General features: G+C 72.8%; 10 protein-coding genes. 4 read left to right on the forward strand and 6 right to left on the reverse strand.

Translation table 11 applies throughout. The features are described 5' to 3' along the window. Genes ACO0M4_RS38940 through ACO0M4_RS38950 form a run of 3 tightly spaced genes read right to left on the reverse strand, consistent with a single transcriptional unit; the run spans position 1 to position 3,046 of the window. The gene (locus ACO0M4_RS38940) at positions 1–837 is read right to left on the reverse strand and encodes a sugar ABC transporter permease (protein ID WP_430375869.1); all 837 of its coding nucleotides are present in this window, start codon (positions 835–837) and stop codon (positions 1–3) included. A 2-nt stretch (positions 838–839) separates the two neighbouring features. After that, positions 840–1,775: a carbohydrate ABC transporter permease gene (locus tag ACO0M4_RS38945; RefSeq protein ID WP_430375871.1), complete on the reverse strand. Its 936-nt coding sequence runs from the start codon at positions 1,773–1,775 to the stop codon at positions 840–842. Beyond that, positions 1,772–3,046, reverse strand: a complete 1,275-nt coding sequence (locus ACO0M4_RS38950; protein WP_430375873.1) for an extracellular solute-binding protein — start codon at positions 3,044–3,046, stop codon at positions 1,772–1,774. Before ACO0M4_RS38950 ends, ACO0M4_RS38945 begins: the two co-directional genes overlap by 4 nt. Positions 3,047–3,268: 222 nt before the next feature. On the opposite strand from ACO0M4_RS38950, the gene ACO0M4_RS38955 reads away from it, so the two are divergent. From ACO0M4_RS38955 to ACO0M4_RS38965, 3 genes are all read left to right on the forward strand, one after another. Further along, complete coding sequence (locus ACO0M4_RS38955; protein ID WP_430375875.1) at positions 3,269–4,918, forward strand: glycoside hydrolase family 13 protein; 1,650 nt, start codon at positions 3,269–3,271, stop codon at positions 4,916–4,918. Between the two features lie 25 nt (positions 4,919–4,943). Further along, positions 4,944–6,008: a LacI family DNA-binding transcriptional regulator gene (locus ACO0M4_RS38960; protein ID WP_430375877.1), complete on the forward strand. Its 1,065-nt coding sequence runs from the start codon at positions 4,944–4,946 to the stop codon at positions 6,006–6,008. Between the two features lie 154 nt (positions 6,009–6,162). Beyond that, positions 6,163–7,020, forward strand: coding sequence for a phosphatase PAP2 family protein (locus ACO0M4_RS38965; protein WP_430375879.1), 858 nt, complete (start codon positions 6,163–6,165; stop codon positions 7,018–7,020). Between the two features lie 93 nt (positions 7,021–7,113). On the opposite strand, the gene ACO0M4_RS38970 is transcribed toward ACO0M4_RS38965, so the two are convergent. Next, positions 7,114–8,772: an amidohydrolase gene (locus ACO0M4_RS38970; RefSeq protein ID WP_430375881.1), complete on the reverse strand. Its 1,659-nt coding sequence runs from the start codon at positions 8,770–8,772 to the stop codon at positions 7,114–7,116. 61 nt (positions 8,773–8,833) lie between these two features. Continuing rightward, on the reverse strand, positions 8,834–10,396 hold the full coding sequence (locus ACO0M4_RS38975) for an APC family permease (protein ID WP_430375883.1): 1,563 nt from the start codon (positions 10,394–10,396) through the stop codon (positions 8,834–8,836). Positions 10,397–10,575: 179 nt separating this feature from the next. Here ACO0M4_RS38975 and ACO0M4_RS38980 point away from each other — a divergent pair, with 179 nt between their 5' ends. Next, positions 10,576–11,202 carry a TetR/AcrR family transcriptional regulator gene (locus tag ACO0M4_RS38980; RefSeq protein ID WP_430375884.1) on the forward strand — a complete coding sequence of 209 codons (627 nt, stop codon included), beginning with the start codon at positions 10,576–10,578 and terminating at the stop codon, positions 11,200–11,202. A 109-nt stretch (positions 11,203–11,311) separates the two neighbouring features. Here the strand turns inward: ACO0M4_RS38980 and ACO0M4_RS38985 are convergent, their stop codons facing one another. Then, on the reverse strand, positions 11,312–14,335 hold the full coding sequence (locus ACO0M4_RS38985) for a bifunctional [glutamine synthetase] adenylyltransferase/[glutamine synthetase]-adenylyl-L-tyrosine phosphorylase (RefSeq protein ID WP_430375886.1): 3,024 nt from the start codon (positions 14,333–14,335) through the stop codon (positions 11,312–11,314). Between the last annotated feature and the right edge of the window lie 15 nt (positions 14,336–14,350).

A 14,350-nucleotide genomic window follows, 5' to 3' on the forward strand; every position in this document is an offset into this window, starting at 1 on the left:
TCATCCCTTGGTGGTGCCGGCGGTCAGTCCGGAGACGAGGTGGCGCTGGGCGAAGGCGAAGACGAGCGCGGCCGGTACGGCGATGATCACGGCGGCGGCGGTCATCGAACCCCAGTCGCTGCTGTACTGGTTGACGAAGGTCTGTAGCCCGCCGGCGAGGGTGAGGTTCTCCTCGCCGGTCATGAAGGCGGAGGCGTAGGCGACCTCGGCCCAGGCCGTGACGAAGGTGTAGAAGCCGGTGACGGCGAGGCCGGGGCGGGCGAGCGGGAGGACCAACCGCCAGAAGGTGCCGAAGGGGTTGAGGCCGTCGACCCGACCCGCTTCGTCGATCTCCACCGGGATGGTGTCGAAGAAGCCCTTCATCATCCAGGCGCAGAACGGGACGGCGATGGTGAGGTAGGTGAGGACCAGACCGAGGGGCTGGTTGAGCAGACCGAGGGAGGCGAGCAGGTTGTAGAGCGGGACGATCAGCACCGCGACCGGGAACATCTGGGTGATCAGCAGCAGCCACATCAGCGGCCGCATGCCGGGGAAGCGGAAGCGGCTGACCGCGTAGCCAGTGGTGGCGGCGGTGAAGACCCCGATGAGGGTGGTCAGGCCGACGACGACCGCGGAGTTCCCGAACCAGGTCAGGAAGGAGGTACCGGTCAGGACGTGGGTGTAGTTGTCGAGGGTGAAGTGGGTGACGAGGCTGGTGGTGAAGGCGTCGTTCTTGGGTTTGAAGGAGGTCACCAGCAGCCACAGCGGCGGGAAGACCGCGATGACGGCGGCGAGCGAGAGGGTCAGGTGCAGTCCGACCGAGGCCAGCCAGTGCCGTTCGGAGCGTTTGCGCGCCATGGTCACCACACCTCTCCCTGCTTGCGCAGCGCCCGGCGGTAGCCGACCGCGACGAGTGCGAGGAGGACGAGGATGACCACGCCCCAGGTGGCGGAGGCGGAGAAGTTGCGGGGGCTGTCGACGAAGGAGAGCCGGTAGGCGTAGGTCACCAGGATCTCGGTGGCGTCGCCGGGTCCGCCCCTGGTGAGCAGGAAGATCACCGGGAACATGTTGAACGTCCAGATGGTGGAGAGCAGGAGCACGGTGCCGCTGACCGCGCGCAGACCGGGCACGGTGATGTGGCGGAAGCGCTGCCAGGCGCCGGCGCCGTCCATCTCGGCGGCCTCGTAGAGCTCGCCAGGGATGGACTGCAACCCGCCGAGCAGCGCGACGAGCATGAAGGGCACGCCCAGCCAGACGTTGACCGCGATGACCGAGAGCTTGGCCCAGGTCGGGTCGTTGAGCCAGGGCACGGCGTCGATGCCGCCGCCGGTCAGCAGCTTGTTGAGGATGCCGTTCTTCTCGTTGTAGAGCATCCGCCAGGTGAAGACGGAGATGAAGGCGGGGATGGCCCAGGGCAGGATCAGCGCCAGGCGGTAGAGGGTGCGGCCGCGCAGCGGGCGGTTGAGCAGGGTGGCCAGGGCGAGGCCGGTGAGGAAGGTGAGGGAGACGCACCCGACGGTCCACAGCACGGTCCAGCCCAGGCGGTCCCAGAAGACGCCGTCGGTCAGCACCGCCCGGTAGTTGTCCAGGCCCGTGAAGTGGTAGGTGGCGGGGATGTGGTTCATGCCGATCGAGCGCTCGACATTGGCCTCGTTGGCGTCGGTGAGCGAGAGGTAGACGCCGCGGACGAGGGGGATACCGATGATGACGCCGATGACGAGGACGACCGGGGCGGTCATCGTCCAGGCGTACCAGTGGGTGCCGAACGCCCGGCGGATCCGGGCGGTGAGCGTCACGTGTAGTCCTTGAGCAGCTTCCGGTAGGCGTCCCCGACGGTCTTGGCGGCCTGTTCGGGGGTGGCGGCGCCGGTGAGCACCTTGTTCATCTGGACCTTGAGCGGTTCGAAGAGCGAGTTGCCCTCGGCGATCCAGGGGCGCTGGACGGCGCCGTCGACGGCGGGCTTGAAGAAGGCGACCATCTCGTTCTGCTTGACCGACGGCACGTCGTAGACCGACTTGCGGGTGGGCAGCAGGCTGAGCTTCTCGGTGGTCTCCTGTTGGACCTTCGCGGAGCTCATGTACTTCACGAAGGCGTAGGCGGCCTGGAGGTTCTTGCTGCCGGCGTAGACCGAGAGGTCCCAGCCGCCCTGCGGGGAGCCCTGGGCGGCGGATCCGCCGGGGACGGGGGCGACGCCGAGGTTGCCCTTGTCCTGGAACGCCTTGCCGGCGCGGGCGCCCTCGATATCCCAGGGGCCGTCGATCGCCATCGCGGCGGTGCCGTCCTTGAGGGCCTTGAGCTGGTTCTCCTGGCCGTCGGTGGCGTCGGTGACGGCCGCCTTGGAGTCGACGAGCTGCTTGAGGGTGCGGAACGCGCGGACGCCGGCGGCGTTGTCGATGGTGACCTTCTTGTGGGCCGCGTCGACCATGTCGCCGCCCTCGCCGTAGAGGTAGGGCAGGAACCAGTAGGGGTCGTCGCCGCGCAGGTAGAGGGCGGTGGCGCTGGTCTTGGCCTTGATCTTCTGGGCGGCGGCGGTGAGTTCGGCGACGGTCTTGGGGACCGGGACGCCGGCGTCCTTGAGGAGCTTCTTGTTGTAGAAGAGCGCGAGGGTGTCGATGACCTGCGGCGCGGCGTAGGTCTTGCCGCCGAACCTGGTCGAGCCGACGGCCTGCGGGAGGTAGTCGCCGGTGTTGTCCAGGGCCGGGGTGCCGTCCAGCGGGGCGAGGTAGCCGAGGTTGGCGAAGTCGGCGACCCAGGCGACCTCGGTGCGCATCACGTCGGGGGCGCCCGCGCCGCCGCCCGCGGCGTTCTTGAACTTGGCGTTGGCGTCGCCGAACGGGACGTTTACATAGGAGACGTGGACCTTGGGGTGTTCCTTCTGGAAACCCTCCGCAAGCTTCCGGTAGGTGGCCTTCTCGGCGTCGTTGGAGGTGTCCCAGAAGGTAACGGTTCCGGACAGTTCACCGCCCGCCGCGCTGCCGCCGTCACCCCCGCTGCCGCATCCCGTCGCCGCCAGTGCCAGGCCCGCTACCAGCGCGGTGGCGAGAGCGCCACGTATGCCACGCCGCATGTGAACTCCTTAGGGAAAGCCTCAGTTGGCGGTCTGGAACGTAACAGCGCCGAAAACAAACCGAAAGATGTTGCGAGATTTTTCTGCAAGAAATCTGGAAGAGGTTGCGGTGTGATGGCCGGAACGGGACCCACCGAGCCCCTGGCGCACCGTCACCCGCCGCCCGTCCGAGCGTTGACTCCGTGGAAGCACCTTCGCCTCATGACCTGACAGGGACGGCAGATGACCCAGGAGCTCACTTCCCCCAGCCCCGCCCCCCAGGCCGCCGGACCGGACCGAGGTCGGGGATGGTGGCGCGACGCCGTCATCTACCAGGTCTACGTCCGCTCCTTCGCCGACAGCGACGGCGACGGCATCGGCGATCTGCGCGGAGTGCGCGACCGACTCCCCTACCTCAAGGAGCTGGGCGTGGACGCCGTCTGGCTCACCCCGTTCTACGCCTCGCCGCAGGCCGACGGCGGGTACGACGTCGCCGACTACCGCGCCGTCGACCCGCTCTTCGGCGACCTCCAGGACGCCGACGAACTGATCCGCGCCGCGCACGCGCTGGACCTGCGGGTGATCGTCGACGTCGTCCCCAACCACACCTCCGACCGACACCCGTGGTTCCAGGACCCGGACCTGGCCCGGCAGCGCTACGTCTTCCGCTCCGGCAAGGGCGACCACGGCGAACTCCCGCCCAACGACTGGGAGTCGGTCTTCGGCGGCCCGGCCTGGACCCGCACCGACCGCGGCGACTGGTACCTCCACCTCTTCGCGCCCGAACAGCCCGACCTGGACTGGGAACGGCCCGAGGTGCACGAGGAGTTCGCCGCCATCCTGCGCTTCTGGCTGGACCTGGGCGTGGACGGCTTCCGGATCGACGTGGCGCACGGCATGGTCAAGACACCCGGCCTGCCCGACATCGGGCACGGCGAACAGGCCAGGCTGATCGGCAGTCAGGTGCTGCCCTTCTTCGACCAGGACGGCGTACACGCCATCCACCGCGCCTGGCGCCGACTGCTGGACGGCTACGGCGAGAACTGCGGCAGGGAAGTCATCGGCGTCGCCGAGGCATGGGCCCCCAGCATCGAGCGGCTGGCCCTCTACGTCCGCCCGGACGAGCTCCACCAGGCGTTCAACTTCCAGTTCCTGAACACCGCGTGGGACGCCGAGGCGCTGCGCGGGGTCATCGACTCCTCGCTGGCCGCCACCGTCGCCGTCGGCGCGCCCACCACCTGGGTGCTCTCCAACCACGACGTCGTCCGGCACACCACCCGCCTCGGCGGCGGCCTGGCCCGGGCCCGCGCCGCCACCCTGTTGATGCTCGCGCTGCCCGGATCCGCGTACCTCTACCAGGGCGAGGAGCTGGGACTGCCGGAGGTCACCGACCTGCCCGCCGAGGTGCGCCAGGACCCGGCGTTCTTCCGCGGTCGGGTCGGCGGCGACGGGCAGGCGGCCGACGGGTGTTCCGGCGCCAGTGGCCAGGACGGCTTCCGGGACGGCTGCCGGGTGCCGCTCCCCTGGTCCGGCGAGCTGCCGCCGTACGGCTTCGGGCCGGGTGGCAGTTGGCTGCCGCAGCCCGCCGACTGGGACCGGCTGAGCGTCGCGGCGCAGACCGGTGACCCGGCCTCCACCCTGGAGCTGTACCGCAGCGCGCTGGAACTGCGCCGCCGTCTGCCGGGCCTGGGCGACGGGGAGATGGCGTGGCAGCCGGCCCCCGAAGGCGTCCTGGCGTTCCGTCGTCCCGGGGTGCTGTGCACCGTCAACACCCGCGCCCAGGACGCCGAGATCCCGCTGCCCGGGGAACTGCTGCTGGCCAGCGCGCCGGTGCCGGTCGGCGAGGCGTCGGCGGTGCTGCCCGGGGACAGCTGCACCTGGTGGGCAATCTGACAGCCGACCGGTACAGTCCATTTCCATGACCGCCCGGCTGGCCGATATCGCAGCGCAGGCGGGTGTCAGCGAGGCCACCGTCAGCCGGGTTCTCAACGGGAAGCCCGGTGTCTCCGCCACCACCCGCCAGTCCGTGCTTGCCGCCCTCGACGTGCTGGGGTACGAGCGGCCGGTGCGGCTGCGCCGGCGCAGCGCGGGCCTGGTCGGACTGATCACCCCGGAGTTGGAGAACCCGATCTTCCCGGCGTTCGCCCAGGTCATCGGGCAGGCGCTGACCCGCCAGGGCTACACCCCGGTGCTGGCCACCCAGACCCCGGGCGGCTCCACCGAGGACGAGCTCACCGAGATGCTGGTGGACCGCGGGGTGGCCGGCATCATCTTCGTCTCCGGACTCCACGCCGACACCTCCGCCGACATGGGGCGCTACGAGCAGCTGCGCGGCCAGGGGGTGCCGTTCGTCCTCATCAACGGCTTCTCCGACAAGGTGCAGGCGCCGTTCGTCTCCCCCGACGACCGGGCCGCGGTGGAGCTGGCGGTGACCCACCTCACCGCGCTGGGGCACCGGCGGATCGGGCTGGCGCTCGGACCCAAGCGGTTCGTGCCGGTGCAGCGGAAGATCGAGGGGTTCCTGCGCTGCGTCCAGGAGCAGCTGGGCATCGGTCCGGCGGCGGCGGAGCCGCTCGTCCAGCACTCCCTCTACACCCTGGAGGGCGGCCAGGCCGCGGCGGCCACGCTGATCGAGCAGGGCGTGACGGCCATCGTGTGCGCCAGCGACATGATGGCGCTGGGCGCGATCCGGGCGGCCCGGCAGCGCGGACTGGACGTGCCGCGGGAGGTGTCCGTGGTGGGCTTCGACGACTCCCCGCTGATCGCGTTCACCGATCCGCCGCTGACGACGATCCGGCAGCCGGTGCAGGCCATGGGGCAGGCGGCGGTGCGGGCGCTGCTGGAGGAGATCGGCGGTACCCCGGCGCCGCACAGTGAGTTCGTCTTCCATCCGGAGCTGGTGGTGCGGGGTTCGACGGCATCGGCGCCAAAGGCGGCGCCCAGGGCGGCGAAGGTGCCCCGGCCACTGCGCGCCTCGCGGTGAGGGACGCCCCCGGGGCCCGTAGGGGGTGTGGGGGCGGTCCGCCGGGGCAGCCCCCTAGGGGGGACCCCTCTCCTCCTCCGGATCGATCCAGGGGGCCGTTAACCCGACTGGCGGATGATCGGTCGCACGTCGCTTTCTGGCAGACTGTCTGCCTATGGGTGATGCGCATGTGAGGACTCTGGACGACCTGTCAGCCACCCCGCCAGCCAGTGGGGAGCGCGCGGTCCGTCCGGCGGACAAGGGGCGACTGGCCCGGTTGAGAACCCCGCGCTCCCCCCGTCTCTGGTTCGAGATCCTGCTGATCGCGGTCAGCTACTGGACGTACTCAATGATCCGCAACGCGGTGCCCGAGCAGAAGGCGCAGGCACTGCGGAACGCCGACTGGATCTGGCGGGCCGAGCACGCCCTGGGCATCGCCGTGGAGCACACCGTCAACCACGCCGTGAACTCGGTGACCTGGCTGATCGTCTCGATGAACTACTACTACGCGACGTTGCACTTCATCGTGACGATCTGCGTGCTGATCTGGCTCTACCGCTGGCATCCCGGGCGGTACGCGGCGGCCCGGCTGGCGCTCTTCGCCACCACCGGCGTCGCCCTGGTCGGCTACTACTTCTTCCCGCTGGCACCGCCCCGGCTGATGCCGGAAGGCGGCTTCGTGGACACCGTCATCCAGCACGGCACCTGGGGTTCGATGGCGTCCGGGAACCTCGCGTCGATGTCCAACCAGTACGCCGCGATGCCGTCGATGCACATCGGCTGGTCGCTGTGGTGCGGCCTCACCGTCGCGCTGCTGGCGAAGCCGATCTGGGCCAAGCTGCTGGGCCTGCTCTACCCGACCACGACGCTGACCGTGATCGTCTCCACCGCCAACCACTTCTGGCTGGACGCGCTGGGCGGGGTGCTGTGCCTGGCGTTCGGCTACGCGCTGGCCCGCGCGTGGTACGGGCGGCTGCCGCACCGGTTGGCGCGGTACGCGGGGGCGGTGGAGCTCGCACCCCTCAAGGCGTGACTCCCCTCAAGGCATGACCCCGCGCGGGGTGTGACCCCGCGCACGGTGCGGCGGGGGGGGGGGGGGGGGGCGCCCGCGGCCCGCCGCTCGTGGTCAGCGTTCCGCGCGGTGGGTGAGGTGCCCGCCGGTCATGGTCAGGCGGACCGGGGCGGTGGCCAGTTCGTCGGCCGGGGCCGTGACCGGGTCGACGGCCAGCGCGGTCAGGTCGGCGCGGAAGCCGGGCGCGATCCGGCCGGCCTCGGACTCCTCGCCGACCGCGCGGGCGGCGTGCGAGGTCAGGCCCTCCAGGGCCTGGAGTCCGGTCAGGGCCTGGTCGGGGGTGACCGGTGCGACCTCGCGGTGGCCCGCGGGGCGCCGCAGCCGGGCGGTGGCCAGGACCTGGCGGGGGTCGTGGTGGGCGATCGGCCAGTCCGAGCCGAGGACCAGGACGGCGCCGGCGTCCCGTAGGTCGCGGCAGCGCCAGGCCCGGCCGGCCCGCTCCGTGCCGACCCGCTGGGACCAGGCGTCGGTGTGGTCGGCGCGGGTGTAGTGGGTGTGGGTGGGCTGCATGGAGGCGGCGACGCCGAGCCGGGCGAACCGCGGCAGCTGGGAGTCCGGGACGGTCTCGATGTGCTCGATGCGGTGCCGGTAGCGGGCGCCGGGGCGGTCGACGCCGAGCAGTTCGACGGTGTCCAGGACGTGGCGGACCGCGGCGTCGCCGATGGCGTGGGTGGCGGTGCGCACCCCGGCCCGGTCGAGGTGGTGGACGGCGTGGGTGTAGGCGGCGGGGTCCGGCCAGAAGGCGTCGGTGCCCTGGCCGTGGCAGTCGGGGCGCTCCAGCCAGGCGGTGCCGCCCTCGACGGTGCCGTCCATGAAGAACTTCACGCCGCCGATCCGCCAGTGCCGGCCGGCCCGGCGTTGCAGGGCGATCAGGTGGTCCAGGCCGTCGGTGCCGATGCCGGGCATGCACCAGGGGGCGAGCCGCAGCCGGACCGGGAGGTGGCCGTCCTCCTCGATGGCGGTGAGGAGTTCGGGGGCGTCGGCGTCCTCCAGGTCCATGACGTGGGCGCCGGTGAGGCCGGCCGCGGCCATCTCGCTGAGCAGGCCGAGCAGCCGGGCGCGACGGTCGGCGGCCGAGGGGCGGGGCATGGCGGGCAGCACCAGGTTCATCGCGGCGTGCTCGACGAGGTGCCCGGTGGGGCGGCCGGCGTCGTCGCAGACCACGCTGGCGCGCTGGGCGAAGGCCCGCGGCCCGGTGATCCCGGCGGCGTCCAGCGCCCGGCCGCTGGCCAGCGCCGAGTGGCCGTCGTAGAGGCGGAGGAAGGCGGGGGCGCCGGCCAGGGCGTCCTCGATCAGTTCGCGGTGGACGGGCCGGTCGCCGAAGACGTTGTGGTCCAGTCCCCAGCCGGTGAGCCAGGTACCCGGGGGCAGCGCGCGGGCGGCGGTGGCCAGTGCCGCGCGCAGGGCGTCGAGGTCGCAGACGGCGGTCAGGTCGAGGCCGCCCGCCATCTCGACGCCCCAGACGGGGTGGCTGTGACCGTCGGTGAGGCCGGGGACGAGGGTGGCACCGGCCAGGTCGATGACCTCGGTGGTGGCGCCGCGCCAGTGCCGTACGTCCGCCGCGTCGCCGACCGCGGCGATCCGCCCGTCCTTGAGGGCGACGGCCTCGGCCCAGGGGCGGGCGGGGTCGAGGGTGCGTACCCGGGCGCCGGTGAGGACGGTGTCGGCGGCGGTGCGCGGGCCGCCGGTGGGGGTGGGCGGGGTGGACGGCACGGGAACTCCTCGGTGCGGGGAGGGGGTTGGGGCCGGGCCGGCCCCGGGGCGGGTCGGCGGCTCAGCCGCGGGTGGCGGCCTCCGCGGGCGGGGCGCCGGACGGGTCCGGTGCGGTCGGCTCGGCCGGCTCGGCCGGCTCGGCCGGCTCGTCGTCGGGGTCGGCGGCGAAGCCCGCGTAGACCGCGGGGCGGGTGCGGCGTATCCGGCGGGCGAGGAGGAGGCCGGCGACGAAGGCGGCCGGGACGGCCAGGACCAGGGCGGCGTTGGTGGTGAAGCCGGCGCCGGTCATGATGTCGATCTTGGCGATGACCAACCACAGCGCGCCGAGCATCAACACCGTGGCGGCGATCGGCGTGATCTGGGTGCGCAGGGCGCCCTCCTGGTGCCGGAAACGGCGGAAGTAGAGCGGTACGGCGATCGCGGTCAGCGCCTGGAGCACCAGCAGGCCCAGCATGCCGGGGGTGTTCATCCACAGCAGCAGTTGGGTGTACGGGTCGGCGCCGGCCAGCGCGAAGCCGAGGACGACCAGCACCGCGAGGACGCTCTGGAGGGCGCCGGCGGCGTACGGGGAGCGGTGGCGGGGGTGGACCCGGCCGAGGACGGGGGGCAGTACGCCCTCTTGGGCCATGGCCAGGCCGTAGCGGTTGATCGCGTTGTGGAAGGCCAGTTGTGAGGCGAGGATGCTGGTAATGATGAACAGGTGCATCAGGTCGGCGGCCCAGGTGCCGACGTAGCGGGTGGTGGCGGCGAAGAAGAGGCCCGCGGGGTCCGTCAGGGCGGCCCGGACGATCCGGTCGGCGCCGTACGCCTGGATGACGATCCAGAGGGTGAAGGCGTAGAAGAGGCCGAGGAAGGCGACCGCGATGTAGGTGGCGCGGGGGATGGTGCGCCGGGGGTTGCGGGCCTCGTGGCGGTAGATGGCGGTGGACTCGAAGCCGGTGAAGGCGGCGAAGGCGAAGGCGAGGACCGCGCCGGTGCCGGGGACCAGGACGTGCTGCGGGGTGAAGGAGTCCAGCGCCAGGCCGTGCGCGCCGCCGTGCAGCAGGACGCCGCCGGCGAGCAGGACGAGGATGCCGGTCTCGGCGACCAGCAGGACGCCCAGCACCTTGGCGCCGAAGTCGATGCTGCGGTAGCCGAGGAACCAGATGACGGCGACGCCGGCGACGGCGATCGGCGGCCAGGGGACGTGGATGCCCCAGAACGCCGTGAGGGCGTCCTGGGTGGCGGTAGCGAGCAGGCCGTAGACGCCGATCTGCATGCCGTTGTAGGCGAGCAGGGCCAGGGTGGCGGCGCCGAAGCCGGCCGGGCGGCCCAGGCCGCGGGTGATGAAGGCGTAGAAGCCGCCGCCGTTGCGGACGTGCCGGGCCATGGTGGTGAAGCCCACCGCGAACAGGGCCAGGGTGGCGCCGGCCAGGACGTAGCCGACCGGGGCGCCGAGGCCGCCGGCGCCGAGGGCAATCGGGGAGGTGCCGGCCATCACCGTGAGCGGTGCGGCGGCGGAGATGACGAAGAAGGCGATGTCGGCGACGCCGAGGGTGCCGCGGCGCAGCGTGGCGGCGGCGGTGTCGGGCGGGGGTGCGGTCTGCTGCGGTGCCCCGTTGCGGGACCCGGACTCTACGGCCATGGCTCGGTTGCCCTTCTGCGACCGGATGGGGAGGGGGCGGCCGTGCGCGTACGAGGGTGTGACGGCAGGGTGACCGCGGAGGGAGAGAAACCTAAAGCCTTTCGGTTTGTGGACCGTACCCCCCGCCGTACGATTTCGGGAAGACCCTCCGACGGGGTCTTTTGCCGGGAGGGGGCACCATGGGGCGGCCGCGGAAGGCCCTGCTGGACCGGGCGCGGATCGGTGCGACCGCACTCGAACTCGTCGACGAGAAGGGCGACTTCAGCGTCCCGGAGGTGGCCCGGCGGCTCGGCGTGCAGACCGCCTCGGTGTACCACCACGTGGACGGCCGGGCCGGGGTGATCGAGCTGCTGCGGGAGCGGGTCACCGACGCGATCGACCCCGGCACCCTGAGCGACGCCCGCTGGGACACCGCGCTCGCCGCCTGGGCGCGCTCCTACCGCGCCGCGTTCGCCGCCCATCCGCGGACCATTCCGATGCTGATGACCTCACCGGTCCGCGCGCCGAAGGTGCTCGCCCACTACGACCGGGCGGCCGGGCTGCTGCTCGACGCGGGCTTCGCCCCGGAGCGGGTGATGGCGGTGATCACCGGCTTGGACAACCTCGTGCTCGGCTCGGCGCTGGACATGTCGGCGCCGGAGCCCATGTGGGAGGTCTCCGGCGAGGCCGACGCGCCGCGGCTGGCGACGGCCCAGGACGCGACCGGTCCGGACCGCGCCGACGCCGCGTTCGAACTGACCCTGGCCGGGTACCTGGCGCACCTACGGGCGCTGCTGGCCGGCGCGACGGACCGCGACGCGCGGTAGCACCGCGACGCGCGGTGGCCGGCCCCGGACTCGGCCCGGGACGCGTAGAGCGAGCCCCGCATCAAGCCCCGCATCAAGCCGCGCATCACGACCCGCATCAGGCCCTGCATCAGGCCCCGTAGAACAGCTCCTCGACGACGGCGCGCGCCCGCCGGGTGATCCGCCGGTAGTCGTCGACCATGTCCCCGACGTGCCCCTCCTCGTAGCCGAGGTAACGGCCGACCGCGGCCAGCTCCCGACCGTCCGCCGGGAAGGTGTCCCCGGGGCGGCCGCGCACCAGCATCACCGCGTTGCGCACCCGCGCCGCCAGCACCCACGCCTCGTCCAGCGTCCGGGCGTCGTCGGTGCCGATCAGCCCGGCGGCGTGCGCGGCGGCCAGCGCGTCCCGGGTCCGGGTGGTGCGCAGCCCGGGCAGCTCCCAGCCGTGCCGCATCTGCATCAGCTGGACCGTCCACTCCACGTCGCTCAGGCCGCCGCGGCCCAACTTGGCGTGCGTGGTGGGATCCGCACCGCGGGGCAGCCGCTCGGACTCCATCCGGGCCTTGAGTCGACGGATCTCGCGGACCGCGTCCTCGCCCAGGCCCTCGGCCGGATACCGCAGCGGATCGATCAGCTCGACGAACCGCTCCCCCAGCTCCACGTCGCCGGCCACCGGCTCGGCACGCAGCAGCGCCTGCGCCTCCCACACCAGCGACCAGCGCCGGTAGTACGCCGCGTACGAGGCGAGGGAGCGCACCAGCGGACCCGACCGGCCCTCCGGGCGCAGGTCCGCGTCGATGAGCAACGGCGGGTCGGCGGAAGGGAGTTGGAGCAGCCGCCGCATCTCGTTGGCGATCGCGTGGGCGGCCTTGGCGGCCTCCTGTTCGTCGGCGCCCTCGCGGGGTTCGTGGACGAAGAGCACATCGGCGTCCGAGCCGTAGCTCAGCTCGTGGCCGCCGAAGCGGCCCATGCCGATCACCGCGAACCGGGTGGGCAGGGTGTCGCCCCAGCGTTCGCGGACCGCGGCCCGCAGGGCGCCGGCGAGGGTGGCCGCGTTGACGTCGGAGACCGTCGAGCCGACCGCGTCCACCGCGTGGCCGTGATCGGTGTCGGCCGGACTGGACTCGGTGCCGTACGCGCCGATGACGTCCGCCGCGGCGGTCCGGAACAGCTCCCGGCGGCGCACCCCACGGGCCACCGCGACCGCCGCCTCGGCCCCGTCCGCGCGGCCGACCGCGGCCAGCACCTCCTGCTCCAGGGCGGCCCGGCCGCGCGGCAGGAGCCCGTCGGCGGCACCCAGCAGGGCGACCGCCTCGGGGGCGCGCAGCAGCAGGTCGGGGGCGAGCCGGCCGGCCGACAGCACCCGGGCGAGATTCTCCGCGGCGGCGCCCTCGTCACGCAGCAACCGCAGGTACCAGGGGGTCTTGCCGAGCGCGTCGGAGACCTTGCGGAAGCCCAGCAGGCCGGCGTCCGGGTCGGCGGAGTCCGCGAACCAGCCGAGCAGCACCGGCAGCAGCGTCCGCTGGATCGCCGCCTTGCGGCTCACCCCGGACGCCAGCGCCTCCAGGTGCCGCAGCGCGGCGACCGGGTCGGCGTAGCCAAGGGCCTCCAGGCGGTGCCCGGCGGCCTTCGCGGACAGCCGGGCCTCGCCGGGCTCCAGGTGGGCGACGGCGTCCAGCAGTGGCCGGTAGAACAACTTCTCGTGCAGTCGGCGCACCTCGCGGGCGTGCCACTTCCACTCCCTGCGCAGCGATTCGACCGGCTCGGTGCGCAGCCCCAACGACCGTGCCAGGCGCCGGAGTTCGGACTCCTCCTCGGGCATCAGATGGGTGCGGCGCAGCCGGAACAGCTGGATCCGGTGCTCCAGGGTGCGCAGGAAGCGGTAGGCGGCGTCGAGCGCGGCGGTGTCCTGGCGGCCCACGTAGCCGCCGGCCGCGAGCGCCGCCAGGGCGTCCAGGGTGGTGGCGCTGCGCAGCGTGGCGTCCGTGCGACCGTGCACCAACTGGAGCAGCTGGACGGCGAATTCGACGTCCCGCAGCCCGCCGGGGCCGAGCTTGAGCTCCCGGTCGACCTGGGCGGCGGGGATGTTCTCCACCACCCGGCGGCGCATCTGGCGGACGTCGGCGACGAAGTTCTCCCGCTCGGCGACGCCCCACACCATCGGGGACAGCGCGTCGACGTACTCCTGCCCCAGCGCCAGGTCGCCGGCCATCGGGCGGGCCTTGAGCAGCGCCTGGAACTCCCAGGTCTTGGCCCACCGCTGGTAGTAGGCGAGGTGGCTGGACAGGGTGCGCACCAGTGGTCCGTTGCGGCCCTCGGGGCGCAGATTGGCGTCCACCGGCCAGATGGTGCCCTCGACGGTGCTGTCCGAGCACAGCCGCATCATCCGGGAGGCGAGCCGGGTCGCGGCCTGGAGCGCCTTGGCCTCCTCGGCGCCCTCCCGGGGCTCGGCGACGTAGATGACGTCCACGTCGGAGACGTAGTTCAGCTCCCGGCCGCCGCACTTTCCCATCCCGATGACCGCAAGCCGGCACTGCGCGGCGTCGCCGGGCTGCTCCTCGTAGGCGATCTCCAGGGCGGCGCGGACGGTGGCGGTGGCCAGGTCGGCGAGTTCCGCCGCGGCCTCCGCGACGTCGGTGGTACCGCACACGTCGCGGGCCGCGATGCCCAGCAGGCAGCGGCGGTACGCGGCGCGCAGCGCGTCCGCCCGCGGCCGGTCGGCGCCCCGCTCGCCCCAGACGCCCTCGGCGAGCGCCTGCTCGAACTCCGGGGTGGTGGGGTGCAGATCGACCGACTCGTAGGTGACCAGCGACCGCCAGTCCCCCGGGTGCCGGACCAGATGGTCACCGAGCGCCTCGGACGCGCCCAGTACGCCGAGCAGCCGGTCGCGCAGCGGCTTGGCGGCGGCGATGGTGGCCAGCAGCTCCTGCCGTTCCGCCGACTCCTGCGCCTCCACCAACCGGACCAGGCCGCGCAGCGCCAGATCGGGGTCGGGCGTGCCACCGAGCGCTTCGAGGAGCACCGAATCGTCGCGTACGGAGGCGAGTTCGGGAGCGTCGAGCAGCGTGCCGGCCGCCGAGGGGTCGGTGAAACCGTGCCTCAGCAGCCGGGTGAAGGTGCTGCTCCGCCGTCCCTGCGGGGCGGGTAGTGCCATCGGGCGGCCTCTCGG

Source organism: Streptomyces sp. RGM 3693 (assembly GCF_050471125.1).
Classification (GTDB): Bacteria; Actinomycetota; Actinomycetes; order Streptomycetales; family Streptomycetaceae; genus Streptomyces.

Bases quoted from the DNA above. Each gene is read 5' to 3' on its own strand.
- ACO0M4_RS38940 (WP_430375869.1), bottom strand. From the start codon at position 837: ATGGCGCGCAAACGCTCCGAACGGCACTGGCTGGCCTCGGTCGGACTG.
- ACO0M4_RS38950 (WP_430375873.1), bottom strand. From the start codon at position 3,046: ATGCGGCGTGGCATACGTGGCGCTCTCGCCACCGCGCTGGTAGCGGGC.
- ACO0M4_RS38955 (WP_430375875.1), top strand. From the start codon at position 3,269: ATGACCCAGGAGCTCACTTCCCCCAGCCCCGCCCCCCAGGCCGCCGGA.
- ACO0M4_RS38960 (WP_430375877.1), top strand. From the start codon at position 4,944: ATGACCGCCCGGCTGGCCGATATCGCAGCGCAGGCGGGTGTCAGCGAG.
- ACO0M4_RS38965 (WP_430375879.1), top strand. From the start codon at position 6,163: ATGGGTGATGCGCATGTGAGGACTCTGGACGACCTGTCAGCCACCCCG.
- ACO0M4_RS38975 (WP_430375883.1), bottom strand. From the start codon at position 10,396: ATGGCCGTAGAGTCCGGGTCCCGCAACGGGGCACCGCAGCAGACCGCA.
- ACO0M4_RS38980 (WP_430375884.1), top strand. From the start codon at position 10,576: ATGGGGCGGCCGCGGAAGGCCCTGCTGGACCGGGCGCGGATCGGTGCG.
- ACO0M4_RS38985 (WP_430375886.1), bottom strand. From the start codon at position 14,335: ATGGCACTACCCGCCCCGCAGGGACGGCGGAGCAGCACCTTCACCCGG.